Source organism: Methylomonas sp. Uni0011, assembly GCF_056850255.1.
This window is the reverse complement of sequence record NZ_JBVVNO010000026.1, coordinates 16,058-32,303: the sequence shown is the minus strand read 5'-3', so window position 1 is coordinate 32,303 and position 16,246 is coordinate 16,058. Positions and strand designations below refer to the sequence as shown.

The following is a 16,246-nucleotide window of genomic DNA, read 5'->3' as shown; positions in this document are numbered from 1 at the left end:
CGCTTCAGGAATGGCTTTCCGCGTTATCGACCGCAGCGGGTTTGCTCGGCACGGCTTGACTGTTGGCCGTCGCCGAATCTTGATCCTGGCCGCCTTCGCTCATGGATTGGCGGAAACTGCGAATCGCGCCGCCCAGGTCTCCGCCAATATTACGTAATTTTTTGGTGCCGAAAATCATGGCGACAATCGCCAGGATCAATAACAATTCCGATACTCCCAAGCCCATGGTGTTTACCCCTTAGTTAATCAATTTTCAAAGCCGGCTGGCGATGCGTTTGGCGTCGGCGGGCAGACGCGGTAGTGCCTCTTGGCCAAGCATGCCGTACCTTTGCGGTTGTTTTCCAACGTTCGGCAAGCTGCGGAACGCCATCGGGCCAAATCATATAGCGCTATTGTTACAGCTAAGTGAACGGGACGACCAAGCCAATGCCGGCCGCGTAAGAGCGGTGCTGAAAGCCGTGGATGCCGGAAATTTAAAACTGGCGCCGTTCTCGATGGGGGCTGTCAATCCGTCCGGACCGTGATGGCATGTCGCTATCGCAGAGCGAAACCTTCTGACTAGCGAGCAAAGAACAATTACCATAACGGTATTGCTGTCCGGGAGCGGTGCGAAGCATTCGGACAGGCCGCAATCATTACAACGACTACAACCGGAGGCGGTGATATGAAAATGTTTTGGTTTGTTTTCACGATTGGCTTGATCGGCCTTTATTTCATCAACGTGGCGACGCTGAAAATGGCCTTGCTGAATTGGGACTGGATCAAACACGCCGGGATGCGGTTCTTGTTGGGTTTTTTCGTGCTCGGCGTCAATGCGTTCTACGCCCGCAACATGCGCTTTAGCCAAGCGATGAAGGTGATCGTCGCGATCGTGTTTCTGGACTATTTGTACGACTATTATCTCGATAGTTACCGCGTCAACTTCGAGATCATTCTGCACGGGATTTATATGATCGCTTGGGGCGCGATGCTGGGATATCTGGCTTTCAGGAATTCGAATAACGGGGAAACTGAATAAACCGCTACCGCATGCGCCTTGGTTCGCGAAAAGGATCGTGAGCGCCCGCAGGGTCCCTTCCCAATGTCTTACCCCGTGTCGTCTGGCTTTAGCGGATGCTATGGCGTATTTGCCAGTCCGGACCGTGGCTGTCAAACTGCGCCGCCGCTAATCCGAAGTCAACGGCCGGGGCGGCGTGGCATTGAATTGGCGGCGGGCTCCGTTTTCAGCAGGGAAACAGATTTTGCAGGTGGCGTTTGTAAAACCGGTTTTTCGAACGCGCTTTCAGAAAGTCGCTGAACAGTTGTTCCGGAACGTGGCAGAATTCCTGGGCTGGACGGTCTTTGAAGGCAACCCGCATTTTGTGGGTATCTTTGTCGTAACCGACCACCTCTATAGTGTTGGATTTGACGGCTTGCATTTGCATAATGGCCTCCGCTGGATTCAGGGTTTCGATGTGGCGGTCAGGCATGCGGAAAAGCGAATAGTTCCGGGCATATTCCGATTTTGCCGCCAGGTATTTCAATTATTTGCGCCAGCGGCGATCCGGCCGCTGCCGCCCTTTGTTTCAATCGACTTTTTGGAGCTTACACGATGCAAACTTTACTGATCACCGGCGCCAGCCGCGGCTTGGGTCTGGAATTTTGCCGGCAATATGCGGCAGCCGGCTGCGAGGTGATTGCGGCTTGCCGCCGGCCGGAACAGGCGGCGCAACTGCGGGCCTTGGCCGGCCAATATTCGAATATCGAAATATCAGCGCTCGACGTTGCCGACCTGGCTCAAATCGAAGCCTTGGCCGCCAGTCTGGCCGGGCGCAAAATCGACGTGTTGATCAATAACGCGGGGGTCTACGGCGACCAATCCGGACGCGGTTTCGGCAAGCTGGATTACCAAACCTGGGCGTCGACCTTGGCGATCAACGTGATGGCGCCGGTGAAGCTGGCCGAGTGTTTTCTGCCGCATTTGCAGCGTAGCGAGAAACCGTTGATCGCCTCGTTGAGCAGTCTGATGGGCAGCATGGCCGATAACACCAGCGGCGGCAGCATTTTGTACCGTTCCAGCAAGGCCGGTTTGAATGCGGCGATGAAAAGTCTGGCGATCGATTTGCGTTCCAGCGGTGTCGGCGTGCTGATTTTACATCCGGGTTGGGTCAGGACCGATATGGGCGGGCCGAACGGCTTGATCGATGTCGAGGAAAGCGTCAGCGGCATGCGCCGGCTGATTGCCGGATTCGAATTGGCCGATAGCGGTCGCTTCGTCAAATACGACGGTTCTGCGCTGCCTTGGTAGGCTCGCTGGTTATCCGATCCCCGCATCAAATCGTCGCTGGTGTTGGGTTTGGGCCGCGCGTGTCCCTGGCTCAAGCAATAACTGCAAACGATATCCGAGGTCGGGGTTGATTGCCGGCACGGCCACCGGAAAATTCGCTACCGACGCATCGGATGTTGCAAAAACGGCTATGCTTCAAGTTTGATGGGCTTCCCATTTTTTGCGGCCGAAACTGAGGTTGTGTCGACCAGCGGCGGCCGAATTTGGAATAGCCGGAATGGGTTTGTTGACAGAGCGACTGCATTAATCTCAGATGATTCACAAAGCCTATTTGGCCGTTGTTTTTGCCGGTTTCAGCGTGTTGGTCCCAGTCTGCGCCGACGCAACGGATGCCGAACGGCAGCCCGTGACCGAGATGGATACGGCGGATCTGTTGAACATGCAGGTCATTTCCACCCGCAAGAAATCGCAGGTGACCTCGGTTTCGAAAAAGGCCGGTTATGTCTCGAACGCACCGTCGGCGGTGTATGTGATCAGTAACGAGGACATCAAACGCGCCGGTGTTACCAGTGTGCCGGAAGCGCTGCGCCTGGCGCCCGGCGTCGACGTGGCACGGGTCAATTCCAGCAAGTGGGCCGTCAGCATCCGCGGCTTTAACGGCATCTTTGCCAACAAACTGCTGGTCATGATCGACGGTCGTAGCGTCTACAACCCCGGCTTTTCCGGTGTGTATTGGGATGCTCAGGACGTGATGCTGGAAGATGTCGAACGCATCGAAGTGATCCGCGGGCCGGCGGCGACGCTGTGGGGCGCGAATGCGGTCAACGGCGTGATCAATATCATTTCCAAGCGGGCCGAGGATACCGGCGGCGGTTTAGTTACCGGTGGCGGCGGTACGCTGGAGACCGGTTTCGGCGCCTTGCGTTACGGCAAGCAATTGGGCGACGACAGCTTCGGCCGGGTTTACTTCAAGGGCTTCCAGCGCGACGGCCTGGAGCAGGTTGAGGGCTTTGCGCCCAGTGCCGACCGCTGGGATAAGCAGCAAGGCGGATTTAGAATCGATTCCCACCTGTCCGACCGCGACGAATGGACCTTGCAAGGCGACCTTTACCGCAGCGGCTTGAGCCAAAACGCGCTATTGCCGGTGCTGAGTTCGCCGTTTCAGCAGGGACTGATCGAGAATTTTTCGACCTCGGGGGCAAATATTCTGTCGCGTTTGCGGCACACCTTTTCCACTACCGCCGAATACAGCCTGCAGTTCTATTACGACCATTCCGAACGTGGCAACCACACGTTTGCCAAACAGTCGCTGGACACACTGGATCTGGATTTTCAAAACAGTTTCGCGATAGGCGAACGGCAGCGTGCGATCTGGGGTGTCGGTTACCGGGCAAATCTGGACGAATTTTCGGATAGTCTGCTGATTCAGCCTACGCGTTTGAAACGCGACACCCATTTGTTCACCGCATTCGTGCAGGACGAGATCATGCTGGTGGACGATAAGCTGTGGTTTACGCTGGGTTCCAAGTTCGAACACAATCCGTATTCCGGATTCGAAGGCCAGCCGACGGCGCGGTTGATGTGGGCGCCGACTTTGGAACAACGGGTCTGGGCGGCATTTTCCCGCGCGGTGCGGACGCCGTCCCGCGCCGATCATGATATTCGTTTTCTCAACGGCGTGCTTCCCACGGAGGTTCCGGGATTGGGTACGTTGCCGACAGAAGTGGTGCTGAACGGCAACCGGAGTTTTCGGGCCGAAGACGTGCTGTCCTACGAATTGGGCTACCGCTTCGCTTGGGCCAGCCAGGCTTCGCTGGACCTGACCGCGTTTTACAACGACTACGATAACCTGACCGCTTACCAGGCGGGAACGCCGTCATTGTTGGCTACGCCGGTATTGCACCTCGTGCAACCGGTTAGCGTCAGCAATCTGGGCCAGGCCGATACCTACGGTTTCGAAGCGGCAGCCGTCTGGCAAATGGCGGACTGGTGGCGCTGGGATGCCAATTACAGCCTGCTGAAAACCGAGTTCGGCAGTTTCGTCGGCTTGGCGCAACAGACTAGTCCGCAGCATAACCTGTCGCTGCGCGCCGCCATCAACCCGACCGATCGGATTTCGCTGGATTTCTGGTTGCGTTACACCGGGCCGCGTAGCGTGGTCGGCAACGGAGCCGGCAATCAGTTGCGGCAACTCAATGGCCGCGCCAGCTTCGATACCCGCCTGGCCTGGAAAGTCCTGCCCAGTCTGGAGCTGTCCGTGGTCGGCCAAAACTTGCTGGATGACGGGCGGCTGGAATACATCGACGAGTCCGGCATCATCCAACCGGGCGGGGTTTCCCGCGGTGTCTACGGTAAGCTGGCGCTCGAATTTTAGCCGGTTGCGTCGCACTCAAGGCAGGAGGCGCCGTCGGTGCGGTTCTATGCCGGCTGTTGCTGGCTTGCGATCAAAAAATCGATAAACGCACGGGTTTTGCCGGGCATCAGCTTTCGGCCGGGAAACACCAGCCAGGCCGTGGTTTGCGGCAAGCACCACCCCGGTAGCACCCGCTGTAATTCCCCACTTTTTAAATAGGCTGCCGCGTAGGAAACCGGAGCGGCAACGATACCGCGGCCGCGGCAGGCCAGCTTGACCAGCAATTCCGGCGAATTCGCCAAAATCCGGGCCGGCGGCAAGCCCTGCCAGCTTAGATTGCCGCAGTCGAGCTGCCACAGCGGTTGCTCGCGGTAGCGGCCGGGTAAGGTCAAGGCATGGTAGCGGTTCAAGTCTTCCGGCTGTTGCGGTTGCCCGTGCCGTTCCAAATACTCCGGCGACGCATACAAGCCCCAATCTTGTTGGCTCAAACGTTTGGCAGTCAAGCTGGCGTCGTCCGGCAGTTCACCCATCCGAATCGCCAGATCGAAATTTTCGCCGACCAGATCGACACGGCGGGCGGATAAATCGATTTCCAAGGCAATTGCCGGGTAGCGCTCGTTAAAGTCGGCCAACACCGGCACCAGGAATAAAGTGGCAAAGTCGTTCGGCAGCGAAATGCGTAAGCGGCCGCTCGGTTCGGTTTGCCGGTGTTCCGCCCAGGCCAGCGCGGCGTCGATTTCCTCGCCGATCTGGCGGCCGTGCTGCAGCAGGCGCAAACCGAACTCGGTCAGATGTAACTGGCGGGTGGTACGCTGCAACAGCCGCTCACCCAGTTGTTTTTCCAGATGGCTGATACGCCGCGACAGGGTCGATTTCGGCAAGCCCAGCAATTCGCCGGCCTTGGAAAAACTGCCGGCATCGGCAATTTTGGCGAACAGCCACAGATCGTTGGCTTCGATGTTCATTAATTGTTCCTCCTGTGGAACAATGTTATCCATTTTTCGGTCTTCTGCCCATTATCGCCGCAGCGTATAGTCATCCCGACTTCAACATTTTGGGAGACCGACATGAACATCCTGCAAATCAATTCCAGCATTCAAGCCGAAAATGCCTATTCCAGCCGGTTGGCCGACAGTTTGTCCGCCAAATTGCGCCGGCAATTTCCGCAGGCGCAATTGGTGGTACGCGATTTGGCAAAAACGCCGCATCCCTGGCTGGACAAGGCCGCGTTGATTGCTTTCAACACCCCGGCCGAGCAGCGTACCTTCGAGCAGGCGCAGCGGGTGGCCTTGGACGATACCTTGATCGAAGAGATTCAAAGAGCGGATCGGATCGTGATTGCCGCACCGATGTACAACTTCGGCATACCGGTGCAATTGAAAGCCTGGATCGATGCGATAGCCAAGGCCAGAGTCACGTTTCGCTACACCGAACAAGGCGTGGAGGGTTTGTTAAAGGGTAAAAAGGTGTACGTGATCCAAACCGCCGGCGGTATCCATCGCGGTACTGCAGCCGACAGCCAAAGTGCATACTTACGTACGGTATTGGGATTTTTGGGCATGACTGACATCGAGTTCGTTTACGCCGAAGGCTTGGCGCTGGGCGAGGATGCGGAACAAAGTGCGCTCAAGTCGGCTGAAGATCGAATCGTGGCTTTGGCCGCTTAAATTTCCAGCGAGAGGGGATTAGTCATGACTACACAAATCGAACAAAGCCAGACCGTGTTGCAGTCGCGGCATATCGAACGGCTGGTGGAGGGCAGGGCGACCTCCGACGGCGCCGGCGTCAAATTGACCCGGTTGTTGGGTCAGGACCTGCAACGACGCTTGGACCCGTTTTTGATGCTGGACGCGTTTGCCAGCGAGTCGGCCGACGATTACATTGCCGGTTTCCCGGACCATCCGCACCGCGGCTTTGAGACCTTGACCTACTTGGTGGCCGGGCGGATGCGCCATAGAGATAACGCCGGCCACGAAGGCTTGCTGGAAACCGGCGGCATGCAATGGATGACGGCCGGCCGCGGCATCGTCCACTCGGAAATGCCGGAACAGAAAGATGGATTATTGGCCGGGTTTCAATTGTGGATCAATCTGCCGGCCGCCGCCAAGATGATTCCGGCCGGCTACCGGGACGTGCAGAGCCCGGAGATTCCGCAATTCGCCGTGGCTGGCGTGCAGGTGCGGGTGCTGGCCGGCGGCAGCCACGGCGTCATCGGCGCAATTCAACGGCCGACCACCGAACCTTTGGTGCTGGATCTGGCCCTGTCGGCCGGAACCCGATTCGAGCAGCCGTTGCCGGCCGGACATAACGCGTTTTTCTACGTTTATGCCGGCGAAATCGAGGTGGCCGGACGAAATGCCGGTATGCGGCGGATGGCGGTGTTAAGCAATTCCGATAAGGCCGACGGCGTGGTACTCCGCGCGCTGCAGGACAGCCGAGTGTTGCTGGTCGCCGGTGCGCCGCTGGGCGAGCCCATCGTTCAGCACGGGCCGTTTGTGATGAACAGCCGGGAGCAGATCGAACAAGCGGTATCCGACTATCAAAACGGCCGGTTTGCCTAGCGCGATACCGATCGGGGGATGGAATCGAGTCTGCCTGCATTTCCGTGGGCAGGCGGTTGGTCAACGCCCGTCCGGGGTGAGAACCGAGAAACGGGCGGCGCCACGCATTTCCGGTCGTGCCGGTTGAGCGGAATCGGTCCAACGCCGGTGGCCGGAAACCGTTCCGGGTTTCGGCTTCCCCTGCTTTTCGCCAGAAGGAGGTTATTAATACTTCGTGGTACCGCATCAATCGGTGTACAGTACCCGCCATGACTGGCCTTTTGACTTAATCGTCGTGCGGCATCGAGGAACGATGCCGGGAGGGGGGAACTATGGCAAAACGCAGAAACGATCCATCCATTTGGCATTCGTGTTCGATTGGCTAAGCTTATGCAGCTCTAATGCTTTGTGCTTAACTTGAATCGAATCCCCATCGCCATGCCTTGTTTGACCGGAAATTGCCGAGTTGCGTTACTCGTTTGCCTGTCGCTGAGCGCCCCTGCGCTCAGTGCCGAGGGCGCCGCCGCAGCGGAAACCGAAGACGAACAGGCGGTATTGTTCGGCGAGTTACCCTCGGTATTCAGTGCTTCGCGCCACGAGCAGCCGATCACCAAAGCTCCCGCCGCAGTCGATGTCATCACTTCCGAGCAGATCAAACATTACGGCTGGCGTACCGTTGCCGCCATGTTGAGCAGTCTGCCCGGCTTTTTAAGCACCTACGATCGCGCTTACCAACGCGTCGGGGTGCGCGGCTTTGCGCCGCCGGGCGATTACAACACCCGCATTCTGGTGTTGATCGACGGCCACAGGGTCAACGAGAGCTTGCAGGACTATGCCGGCTTGGGCCGGGATTTTTTGGTAGACGTCGAAAACATCGAGCGGGTTGAAGTGGTGCGCGGACCGGCGTCGTCTCTGTACGGCAGCAGCGCGGTATTTGCGGTGGTCAACGTCATCACCCAGCGCGGCCGCGATCTGCAAGGCGTGCGGCTGGGCGGCGAAGTCGCCAGCTACGACAGCGAACAAGGCCAGGTCAGCTATGGGCAGAAGTTCGCCAACGGTATGGAAGGCCTGCTGTCGGCCAGTTATTACCATAGCGACGGCCACCATTCTTTGAACTACGGTAATTTGGGCTCTGCCAGTTGGTTGGACCAAGAGCAAGTCGAACGCTTGTTCGGCAAGTTGGCTTGGGGCGACTTTACCTTGAGCGGCGGTTACATGCAGCGTAAAAAATACCTGCCGGCCGGAAGCGCCGGCGCCGATTTCGGCGTGCCGGATAGCCATTACGACGACCGCCGGGCCTATGCCGATTTGAATTACCGGCATACCTTCAGCGGCGATTGGGAGGTTACCGGCCGCTTGTTTTGGGACGGCTACGAATTCGAGGACGACTTGAACAGTCGCCCGGCCCCGCAACCAATGCTCACCAACCAGGATTCCTGGCAGGGCAACTGGTTGGGCGGTGAAGTTTTGTTGAGTCACACCTTTTTCGACAAGCACCGCGTGACCTTGGGGAGCGAATACCGCCGCAATTACGTTCAGCGCATGGCCAATTACGACGTGCAGAGCGGTTTTCAATGGGCGGACAACCGTTTGAACAGCAGCATTGCCGGCGTATACCTGCAAGACGAGTGGGAGATCCTAGACAATTTGAGTTTGCACGCCGGTGCCCGTTACGACCATTACGACAACTTCGGCGGTACCGCCAACCCGCGTTTGGGCCTGATTTACCAGCCTTTCGCAGATACCACGCTCAAGCTGCTTTACGGCACTGCATTCCGTGCGCCGAACGCCTTCGAAACCTACTACACCTGTTGTTCCGGCAGTTGGATCGGCAATCCGGATTTGAAGCCGGAGCGGATAGAATCCTACGAAATTGTCCTGGAACAACGCATCAACGAGTATTTCAACCTTCGCTTCAGTCCTTACTACAACAAGCTGAGCAATCTGATCAATCAGGTCGATGCCGGCGGCGTCAGGCAATTCCGTAACCAGGGCAATGCCGAGGCGCACGGCCTGGAAACCCAGTTGCAGGGTCGTTACCGCAGCTTCGAAGGCCGCCTGAGTTATACCTACCAACAGACCCGGATTGCCGGGCTGGAACAGGCGCCCAATTCGCCGACGCACATGGTCAAGCTCAATGTCAGCGCGCCGTTGTGGCAGGATAAATTGTTTGCCAGCTGGGAGTTGCAATACGTCAGCCAGCGGGCCAATCCGGGCTATGTCCAGACCGGCGATTACACCGTTAGCAACTTGGTGCTGTTTTCGCGCAAGTGGCTGCCGGGGGTTGAATTGACCGGCGGCGTTTACAACCTGTTCGACGAAAATTACACCGATCCGCGGATTCCGCCCAATGCCAATCTACCCGATCAGATTCCTCAGGATGGACGCAATCTGCGTCTGAGGTTGGCCCTTGAATTTTAAATCCGCCGTAGCGTTACGGCCCCGGCTCGCTATCGGCGGATGGCAGTGGCTGCTGTTGCTGTGGTTGCGGGCCAAGCCACAATTGAGCCGCAGTTGCGCCCGGATCTGTTTGGGCGTCGCTGCCTTATGTCCCTTCGGTAAAACGCTCGCGACCGACATCCTGATATTGCAAAGCCACGATTCCGCACCGTATCGACAGACTGTGCAGGGTTTCAGCGATGCGTTGGCGCAACACGGGGTGCACGCCCACATCGAAACCCGAACCGTCGGCGACGAACCGGCTCCGGTGGTAGCCGAACGTCTGCGCGCGGAGACGCCGCACTTGCTGTTGGCTCTGGGTACCCCGGCCACGCGCGCTACCTTGGCCTCCGGCCAATCGGTGCCGATTGTGGCCGGCTTGTTACTGGATAGCGAAGAACTTCTCGGCCAACCGCGTTTGACCGGCGTCGGCCTGGAGTTTTCACCGGCGTTGCACTGGCGATGGTTGCGCCGGCTGTTGCCCGACGTTCGCCACATCGCGGTGATTTTCGATCCGCGGCGGGGGGAGCCGACATTTCATGATCTGCAGCAATTGGCCAAGGCCGACGGCGTGGAGTTGGTGCCGGCCCCGGCGGCAGCGCCGGAAGAACTGCCCCAGTTACTGAAACAATTGCCGGCCCAGCTCGACGCGTTGTGGGCGGTTGACGGTGTGGCGGCTTTCAACGCGGTGGCGGTGCGCGAATTGCTGTTGTACTCGTTCCGCAACCGCACGCCGTTGATCGGTTTGTCGGAACAATGGGTCAGGGCCGGGGCGATATACGCCTTGGATTGGGATTACGCCGATCTCGGCGCTCAGGCGGCCGATCTGGCCTGGCGCATCCTCGCCAACGGCGCGGCACCGTCCAGTCTGCCGCCGCAGTCGCCGCGCAAAGTCAGGGTCATATACAACGGTCGTACCCTGGAGCACATGAAATTGAGCTTTCCGGAGCGGTGGCTGGGAGAAATCAGTGAGGTGTCGCCATGAGCCGGAGCTCGATCAAGATGGCGACCCGCTTCAATCTGCTGAACGTTGCGTTGGTGTTGGTGACTGCGCTCAGCGTCGGCTTTATTGCCACCTACACTCAATTGACCCGCCAGTTCGAAGCCCGCCAGCAGCACAGCCTGGCTTTGGCGATGATGCTGGCCGAGACCAGCGAATACGCGGTGTTCACCGGTCAGGGCAAATTGCTGGAACGGCAACTGGAACGGCTGCGCAAGGTGCCGGGCTTGGCCTATGCGGTGATTGTCGACGCTCAGGGCCGCGAATTGGCGCGGATGTCGGTCGACGCCCAATACGATTCCCGGCCGCTGCCGCAGTCGGGTAAAGGTCCGGAGAGTTTCTGGGATTGGTGGCAGGCTTCGCACCGCCACGGTTTGCTGGAGATTGTGCGGCCGATCACCAGCGGCGGCTTTCAGAACGAAGACGCGCTGTTTCTGCAAACGCCCAGCAACAGTGCGGTGATCGGCGAAGTGCGGCTGGTAATGAATCTGGACGATTTCGTCGCGGTGGTGCGCCATGCCGTGCGTTGGGGCTTGCTGGTGGTCGCGGTGATTTTACTGATCGGCTTGGCGGTGTCGTTGACCATGACCGCCCGGATTGCGTCGCCGTTGAAGCGGTTGGCCGATGCCGCCCATCAATTGACAGACGGCCGCATGCAGCCGGTGGAACTGGACAGCGGCGGCCCGGAAGTGCGCGAGTTGGGGCGGGCCTTCAATCTAATGGTGTCGTGGTTGGCCGATTACCGCACCGAAGTGCAAAGTTATCAGAGCATGCTGGAACGCCAGGCTTTTTACGACGAGCTGACCGGGCTGGCCAACCGGAATTTGTTGAAGGACCACTTGCAACTGGCGTTAAGCCAGAGCCATCGTCGGCGCAGCTCCATGGCCCTACTGTTCCTGGATCTGGATCGCTTCAAATACGTCAACGATACACTGGGCCACTCCTTCGGCGACCAATTGTTGCAGGAAGTGTCTGATAGGCTGCGGCATGCGGTCAGAGCCGGCGATACGGTCGGGCGCATGGGCGGCGACGAATTTGTGGTCATTCTCGACGGTTTGAGCCGCGAATTGGCCGATGCCCGCCGCGATGCCGCGCGCCTGGCCGAGCAGATCGGCCACACCTTGCACAAGCCGTTTACGATTCGCGGCCACGACATCAGTACCAGCTTCAGTATCGGCATCGCCTTATGCCCGCACGACGGCGACGACAGCGAAGCCTTGATTCGCTATGCCGACTGCGCCATGTACGACGCCAAAACCCAGGGCCGCAATACCTACCGCTTTTACGAGCCGGCCTTGCAACAACGCGGTGCGCGGCGCTTGAATCTGGAAAGCGGCCTAAAACGCGCCCGCGAGCTGGGCGAACTGATGCTGTATTTTCAACCCAAATACGATAGTGCCCGCGGCCGCCTGATCGGCGCCGAAGCCTTGCTGCGTTGGCAGTACAAACACGAGATGATCTCGCCGACCGAGTTTATTCCGCTGGCGGAAGAAACCGGTCTGATTCTGCCTATCGGCGAATGGGTACTCGAGACCGCTTTGAATACGCTGGCGGAGTGGCGGCGGCTGAACTTGGTCGACGCCGAATTCCATATCGGCGTCAACGTGTCTCCCGCCCAATTCTGGCATTCGCAGTTTGCCCCTCGCACCTTGGCAATCTTGCAGCGTTGCCTGCCCGAAGGCCAGGGCGCGTTGGAATTGGAATTGACCGAAAGCTGCCTGCTCAGGCCCTCCGAGGAAAGCCAGCGGACCTTTAATGCTCTGCGTCAGGCCGGCGTGCGGTTTGCCGTCGACGACTTCGGCACCGGCTATTCCAATCTCGGCTATTTGAAACAGTTCCCGCTCGACGTGTTGAAGATCGACCAATCCTTCGTCCGCGACTGTATCGAAGATATCAGCGATGCCACCATTATCCGCGCCATCATCGCCATGGCCCGCGGTTTGGGGCTGGCCGTCATTGCCGAAGGTGTCGAGACCGCAGAGCATGCCGAGTTTCTGAAAAGCGAGGGCTGCGAGTTGCTGCAAGGCTATTTGTTGGCCAAGCCGATGCCGGCCGACCAATTCGCCGAATTTTGCCGGCAATTGGCTTTTCATCCCTACTTGGGTAATGCCGGGGCAAGCCATTCCGCCGACGCCAAATTGCCGCGTTAGCCGGTTCGATGTTGGCAAAACTGTCGGCCTGCAAATAATTCGAGCGCGCCCCACAATCATATTAGATACTCAACAGCATTGACCCTATTGCCGGAGGCCGCCATGTCCGATTGCCGCTTAGCCAAATCTGCCCGCCGTACCGCGATCGCTTGCGTGTGGTTACTGGTATCCGCTGCGGCCGGCCATGCCGCCGACTGCGGCATGGCGCAAGCCTTCAAACAGCCGGACGGCAATGCCAAAACCGGATTCACCCCGGTCTGGTCGGATCGCGAGGCCAAGGCGCTGTTTTTCATCGAAGGGTTGAACGTCAATACCGACGGCACCCGGCGCTCGTACAGCGTCGACGATTTTTGGGGTGAGGAAACAGCCTTGAACAACCTGTGCAACGCCATGAGCGACGCCTGCGCCGGATTGAGTAAGGACGGACTGCGCAGCCGGCGGTTGCTCACCCAAAAAGCCTTTGCAAACGGATGGCCGGCCGAGCTATTGGCTCAAACCAAAATCGCGCCGGCGATCATTCCGTTCAAGGGCGGGAAACCCTGTCCGCCGGTGGACGGGTTTTTGGTGTCCGCCACCGCCTTGCACAAACCCAATGTGGCCGACGTCTGCGACATCGGCAACTATGCCGATGCCTTGGTCACGCCAGCGCTGGTGCTGCCGAAAAATCCCGCTAAGAACACCTTATCGGAATTTGCCAAACGCCATGCCAAGGTCGGCGATTTGGCCGTGGCGCTGGTGCCGGGCAGTTCCGCACCGGTATTTGCCGTGGTCGGCGATACCGGGCCGGCGAAGGAATTGGGCGAAGGCTCGGTTGCCTTGAACGGCAAATTGCTCGGCAAAAGCGCGGCGCCGGCCAACTACCAGGAGGTGCGCGGCAAGGGCGTATTCAAAGGCAAGGCCTGGACAGTACCGCAAGCGATGGTGCTGATCTTCCCGGCCAGCGGCGACAGCGCCGAGCCCTACCTGACGCCGGAGCGCATCAATGCGGCGGCTCAAAAACTGTTCGAAGATTGGGGCGGCGTGGCACGGCTCAATGCCTGCGCCGCCGATTACGGCAGGTAGCGGCGTTCGACCGCTTGCAGAGCGTCGCGCAGCCGCCGGTTTTCGGCTTGCAAGCGTTCGATTTCCGCTTGCAGGCTGGCCAGGCGCGGTTGAATCTGCGCTTCGGTAAAGCGCGGCGTGATGGGTTTCGCTGTCGTCGCCGTTGTAGACTGTCTGGGTGGCGCGGCTACCGCCCTCGGCGTCGCAGGCTTGCCTGGTGAGTTTGTCCGGGACATTGGCAATGACAGTTTGCTGCAGATAATTGTTGGCGTTGTTGGTGTGCATTCAATTCCTTATAATGAATGCACAACATGCATTATAGCGAGGTGATTTCATGGCAATGCTGACAGTACGTAATCTGCCCGACGACGTGCACCGAGCATTGCGGGTGCGCGCCGCTCAACATGGGCGCAGCACGGAAGCTGAGGTTCGCGAAATATTGACGATGAGCGTCAAGCCTGAAGAACGGGTTCGTATGGGTGAAGCGCTGATGGCACTGGGTCGGCAGGTCGGTTTAACCAACCAGGATGTCGAGGTATTCGAACAGATAGAAGACAAGGTGCCAGCCGACCCTGTGAGGTTTGATTGATCATCCTCGATATAAACGTCATTTCAGAAGCAATGAGGCCCGAGCCACACCCGGTGGTGCTGGCTTGGCTGAATGAACAAGTTGCGGAAACACTGTACCTGCCCGCCATCACACTGGCCGAACTAATGTTTGGCATCGCCGCGCTGCCTACCGGTAAACGCAAAGACATGCTGACAAAAATCTTGGCGGGTTTGCTGCAACTATTCGGGGACCGGGTACTGCCTTTCGATACCGACGCCGCAAGGCAATATGCCGAGCTTGCCATCACAGCCAGGACGGGCGGACGAGGATTTCCAACGCCTGACGGCTATATCGCGGCAATTGCCGCTTCTCGCGGTTTCGTGGTGGCATCACGTGACACCGCGCCCTATAAAGCAGCTGGCGTGTCGGTTATCAACCCATGGGAAACATAGAGCTAACATGCGATACCGGCCGAGGCTTATTAGTGGATCAGGATTTGCCGCCGGCTCTGGAGCTGGCCGGGCGGCGTTTTAGTGACATGAGTCCGAATACGCTCGCTATTCGGACCTGCGCGGGCTAAAGTGACCATGTCACCAGCCTCCAATGGCGGAACCACGTTGTGTTCCGCCTTACGGGTTACGCCTCGCCGCTGGCTCGGCGCAACCTATGTGGGGTGCGGGGTTTATTGCGTTGCATAAGTTGCTAATGCTAGAGCTGACCCCGGTCTTATGCCAACGGCGAACCTCTGCCGGTCAGGGTAAGCCGCCAAATAATTTAACTGACGATTTAAATCGATTTTTCCGGCTTGGCCGCTTGCTGTTTTAATACCGATAAAGCAAATTCATACGCTTCGGGGAAATCGATTAAGGCCGCGGTACTGTTTTTTTGGATTTGCTCATACAAGCCAAACTGGGTTTTATATTTCAAATTACCGATAGCCATCGGGCCTATGCTCAAAAAACGGGTGCCGGATACCTCCGCGACGACACCAAGGTCGTTAAGACCGATGCCGGCCACTCCGCTAGGTGGCACCGCATTGGTATCGGCTGCCAGTATCAGGTTCTTGGCATGCGCCAAGGAGTTCTCCAAAATGCGTACCCCGGCTCTTACTGCACTAACAATGATTTCGGCTTCCCGGACCACGATGTCTTTTTCGTCGTTAGTCTGCGCGGACACCCATTCGACTTCAGCGTTGTAGCGTTCGCAAAAGCGTTGCGCCGATCTTTCGTCGTCGTCGGCAACCAGTTGGCACAGTTTTACCTTTGCACCCTGTTGCGTAGCCAAGATAGCCGTGCAAAGACCGACGGGCCCGGTGCCGAATACGGCCACTTTCTTTCCCGACAAGCCTTGGCCGGTCTTGTCGTTCAGAACCTGTTCGATCAAAGCGACAATACTTGCGGACGTGGTGTAAGCGCCATTCGGATCGGCGAATACGCCAACCTTGAAAGGTCCGACCATGGCATTTTTGGCATTCTGAAACATGTCGGTCGCCATATGCACATCGCGTCCGCCGATGAAAATGCCGGTGTCGTTAAAGCGGTTGGGTGGGCGACAAAAAATGGCGTCTTGAACCATTGCCGATACTTGCTTAGGTTCGACTTTGGTAAACGGCACCACCATATCGAAGCCGGCATCAGCAGCAATGGTGACATCGAACGGGCTGATGTTTTCGCTAGGCGTTAAAAAATACAGAATTCTTTTGGTCATGGTCGATTGGTCCGGGTTAATTTTAAAGGTGGTTTTAATATAGTTGATACCGGACTATTTACTGCGGACGCTTGAAAAACTTGTGCTTCGGAGCGCGTAAGCTCGGTGGGCACGGTTTTGTGCCCACCCTACGGCTGCTGCAGAAGTTGCTCGAATGCTACACCTGACCCCGGTCTTTCCCAGTCCATGTTCTCGGTTTG

16 protein-coding genes are annotated in these 16,246 nt (G+C 58.0%); 11 read left to right on the top strand and 5 right to left on the bottom strand.

Annotation, left to right across the window (positions count from 1 at the left end; genetic code table 11):
* Positions 1–4 precede the first annotated feature (4 nt).
* Positions 5–226 (bottom strand): Sec-independent protein translocase subunit TatA, encoded by a 222-nt coding sequence (locus AC0IM9_RS19170; protein WP_482805074.1) that lies wholly within the window; start codon positions 224–226, stop codon positions 5–7.
* Between the two features lie 438 nt (positions 227–664).
* On the opposite strand from AC0IM9_RS19170, the gene AC0IM9_RS19165 reads away from it, so the two are divergent.
* Positions 665–1,018, top strand: coding sequence for a hypothetical protein (locus AC0IM9_RS19165; protein WP_482805073.1), 354 nt, complete (start codon positions 665–667; stop codon positions 1,016–1,018).
* A 205-nt stretch (positions 1,019–1,223) separates the two neighbouring features.
* On the opposite strand, the gene AC0IM9_RS19160 is transcribed toward AC0IM9_RS19165, so the two are convergent.
* A complete protein-coding gene (locus AC0IM9_RS19160; RefSeq protein WP_482805072.1) occupies positions 1,224–1,424 on the bottom strand; it encodes a KTSC domain-containing protein in 201 nt (66 codons plus the stop codon).
* Between the two features lie 167 nt (positions 1,425–1,591).
* Here AC0IM9_RS19160 and AC0IM9_RS19155 point away from each other — a divergent pair, with 167 nt between their 5' ends.
* Both AC0IM9_RS19155 and AC0IM9_RS19150 read left to right on the top strand, forming a co-directional pair.
* Positions 1,592–2,287 carry an SDR family oxidoreductase gene (locus AC0IM9_RS19155; protein WP_482805071.1) on the top strand — a complete coding sequence of 232 codons (696 nt, stop codon included), beginning with the start codon at positions 1,592–1,594 and terminating at the stop codon, positions 2,285–2,287.
* Between the two features lie 292 nt (positions 2,288–2,579).
* Positions 2,580–4,640 (top strand): TonB-dependent receptor plug domain-containing protein, encoded by a 2,061-nt coding sequence (locus AC0IM9_RS19150; protein WP_482805070.1) that lies wholly within the window; start codon positions 2,580–2,582, stop codon positions 4,638–4,640.
* 44 nt (positions 4,641–4,684) lie between these two features.
* Here AC0IM9_RS19150 and AC0IM9_RS19145 read toward each other — a convergent pair whose 3' ends face one another.
* Positions 4,685–5,584 carry a LysR family transcriptional regulator gene (locus tag AC0IM9_RS19145; protein WP_445371354.1) on the bottom strand — a complete coding sequence of 300 codons (900 nt, stop codon included), beginning with the start codon at positions 5,582–5,584 and terminating at the stop codon, positions 4,685–4,687.
* 102 nt (positions 5,585–5,686) lie between these two features.
* Between AC0IM9_RS19145 and AC0IM9_RS19140 the strand changes: the two genes are divergently transcribed.
* The 6 genes from AC0IM9_RS19140 (at position 5,687) to AC0IM9_RS19115 (ending at position 13,810) form a co-directional block, all read left to right on the top strand.
* On the top strand, positions 5,687–6,286 hold the full coding sequence (locus AC0IM9_RS19140; RefSeq protein WP_482805069.1) for an FMN-dependent NADH-azoreductase: 600 nt from the start codon (positions 5,687–5,689) through the stop codon (positions 6,284–6,286).
* Positions 6,287–6,310: 24 nt separating this feature from the next.
* Positions 6,311–7,180 (top strand): pirin family protein, encoded by an 870-nt coding sequence (locus tag AC0IM9_RS19135; protein WP_482805068.1) that lies wholly within the window; start codon positions 6,311–6,313, stop codon positions 7,178–7,180.
* A gap of 417 nt (positions 7,181–7,597) precedes the next feature.
* Complete coding sequence (locus AC0IM9_RS19130) at positions 7,598–9,580, top strand: TonB-dependent receptor plug domain-containing protein (protein WP_482805067.1); 1,983 nt, start codon at positions 7,598–7,600, stop codon at positions 9,578–9,580.
* Positions 9,570–10,583, top strand: a complete 1,014-nt coding sequence (locus tag AC0IM9_RS19125; protein ID WP_482805066.1) for an ABC transporter substrate-binding protein — start codon at positions 9,570–9,572, stop codon at positions 10,581–10,583. Before AC0IM9_RS19130 ends, AC0IM9_RS19125 begins: the two co-directional genes overlap by 11 nt.
* Positions 10,580–12,748 (top strand): putative bifunctional diguanylate cyclase/phosphodiesterase, encoded by a 2,169-nt coding sequence (locus AC0IM9_RS19120; protein ID WP_482805065.1) that lies wholly within the window; start codon positions 10,580–10,582, stop codon positions 12,746–12,748. Before AC0IM9_RS19125 ends, AC0IM9_RS19120 begins: the two co-directional genes overlap by 4 nt.
* 102 nt (positions 12,749–12,850) lie before the next feature.
* On the top strand, positions 12,851–13,810 hold the full coding sequence (locus tag AC0IM9_RS19115; RefSeq protein WP_482805064.1) for a hypothetical protein: 960 nt from the start codon (positions 12,851–12,853) through the stop codon (positions 13,808–13,810).
* Here the strand turns inward: AC0IM9_RS19115 and AC0IM9_RS19110 are convergent.
* Complete coding sequence (locus tag AC0IM9_RS19110) at positions 13,798–14,025, bottom strand: hypothetical protein (protein WP_482805063.1); 228 nt, start codon at positions 14,023–14,025, stop codon at positions 13,798–13,800. The genes AC0IM9_RS19115 and AC0IM9_RS19110 overlap by 13 nt on opposite strands.
* A gap of 98 nt (positions 14,026–14,123) precedes the next feature.
* Between AC0IM9_RS19110 and AC0IM9_RS19105 the strand changes: the two genes are divergently transcribed.
* Positions 14,124–14,378 (top strand): FitA-like ribbon-helix-helix domain-containing protein, encoded by a 255-nt coding sequence (locus AC0IM9_RS19105; protein ID WP_482805062.1) that lies wholly within the window; start codon positions 14,124–14,126, stop codon positions 14,376–14,378.
* Positions 14,375–14,791 (top strand): type II toxin-antitoxin system VapC family toxin, encoded by a 417-nt coding sequence (locus AC0IM9_RS19100; RefSeq protein WP_482805061.1) that lies wholly within the window; start codon positions 14,375–14,377, stop codon positions 14,789–14,791. The genes AC0IM9_RS19105 and AC0IM9_RS19100 overlap by 4 nt, the downstream gene beginning before the upstream one ends.
* Before the next feature lie 334 nt (positions 14,792–15,125).
* On the opposite strand, the gene AC0IM9_RS19095 is transcribed toward AC0IM9_RS19100, so the two are convergent.
* On the bottom strand, positions 15,126–16,046 hold the full coding sequence (locus tag AC0IM9_RS19095) for an NAD(P)-dependent methylenetetrahydromethanopterin dehydrogenase (protein WP_445371344.1): 921 nt from the start codon (positions 16,044–16,046) through the stop codon (positions 15,126–15,128).
* Positions 16,047–16,246 lie beyond the last annotated feature (200 nt).

Coding starts and splice junctions, on each gene's coding strand:
- AC0IM9_RS19170 (WP_482805074.1), bottom strand. CDS start 226: ATGGGCTTGGGAGTATCGGAATTGTTATTGATCCTGGCGATTGTCGCC.
- AC0IM9_RS19165 (WP_482805073.1), top strand. CDS start 665: ATGAAAATGTTTTGGTTTGTTTTCACGATTGGCTTGATCGGCCTTTAT.
- AC0IM9_RS19160 (WP_482805072.1), bottom strand. CDS start 1,424: ATGCAAATGCAAGCCGTCAAATCCAACACTATAGAGGTGGTCGGTTAC.
- AC0IM9_RS19155 (WP_482805071.1), top strand. CDS start 1,592: ATGCAAACTTTACTGATCACCGGCGCCAGCCGCGGCTTGGGTCTGGAA.
- AC0IM9_RS19150 (WP_482805070.1), top strand. CDS start 2,580: ATGATTCACAAAGCCTATTTGGCCGTTGTTTTTGCCGGTTTCAGCGTG.
- AC0IM9_RS19145 (WP_445371354.1), bottom strand. CDS start 5,584: ATGAACATCGAAGCCAACGATCTGTGGCTGTTCGCCAAAATTGCCGAT.
- AC0IM9_RS19140 (WP_482805069.1), top strand. CDS start 5,687: ATGAACATCCTGCAAATCAATTCCAGCATTCAAGCCGAAAATGCCTAT.
- AC0IM9_RS19135 (WP_482805068.1), top strand. CDS start 6,311: ATGACTACACAAATCGAACAAAGCCAGACCGTGTTGCAGTCGCGGCAT.
- AC0IM9_RS19130 (WP_482805067.1), top strand. CDS start 7,598: ATGCCTTGTTTGACCGGAAATTGCCGAGTTGCGTTACTCGTTTGCCTG.
- AC0IM9_RS19120 (WP_482805065.1), top strand. CDS start 10,580: ATGAGCCGGAGCTCGATCAAGATGGCGACCCGCTTCAATCTGCTGAAC.
- AC0IM9_RS19115 (WP_482805064.1), top strand. CDS start 12,851: ATGTCCGATTGCCGCTTAGCCAAATCTGCCCGCCGTACCGCGATCGCT.
- AC0IM9_RS19110 (WP_482805063.1), bottom strand. CDS start 14,025: ATGTCCCGGACAAACTCACCAGGCAAGCCTGCGACGCCGAGGGCGGTA.
- AC0IM9_RS19105 (WP_482805062.1), top strand. CDS start 14,124: ATGGCAATGCTGACAGTACGTAATCTGCCCGACGACGTGCACCGAGCA.
- AC0IM9_RS19095 (WP_445371344.1), bottom strand. CDS start 16,046: ATGACCAAAAGAATTCTGTATTTTTTAACGCCTAGCGAAAACATCAGC.